We start from the raw sequence: 357 nt of genomic DNA, 5'->3' as shown, positions 1-357 counted from the left end.
CTCTAAATTATTAAGGGGGATATTGATGTGGAATCAGTATTCCCTCTAAAATATTCTGTGCTTTTTTAAGAGGAAAATTAGGATGATGTCTGGTCCTGGTTTTCCTCCTTTTATTTGTTTTCTATTTTTATTTTATTTTTTGTAGGCTCCTCTAGGATTTCCTATACGTTTTATTCTGTCTGTATGTTCATTCATTGTGTAAGTTTCATATTTGTTTTGAGAATATAGGATTCTGTTTCTTGCACGTTGAAAATTGGACATACCATTTGCATTGGATAAGATCTTCTTTACATAATTGTTTTTACCTTCACATGGTCCATTAGATATACGTCTGTCATTTATCCATGTAAAAGAGTT

1 protein-coding gene is annotated in these 357 nt (G+C 31.1%); it reads right to left on the bottom strand.

Translation table 11 applies throughout. The features are described 5' to 3' along the window. Positions 1 to 132: 132 nt before the first annotated feature. The coding region (locus tag LJD34_RS16255; RefSeq protein ID WP_227360393.1) for a transposase at positions 133 to 357 on the bottom strand (225 nt) is incomplete at its 5' end.

It is taken from the genome of Faecalibacillus sp. MSK20_93, from assembly GCF_020589945.1.
GTDB lineage: Bacteria > Bacillota_I > Bacilli_A > Erysipelotrichales > Coprobacillaceae > Faecalibacillus > Faecalibacillus intestinalis.
Note: the sequence above shows the minus strand (reverse complement) of the source record. Positions and strands in the feature narration are given on the sequence as shown.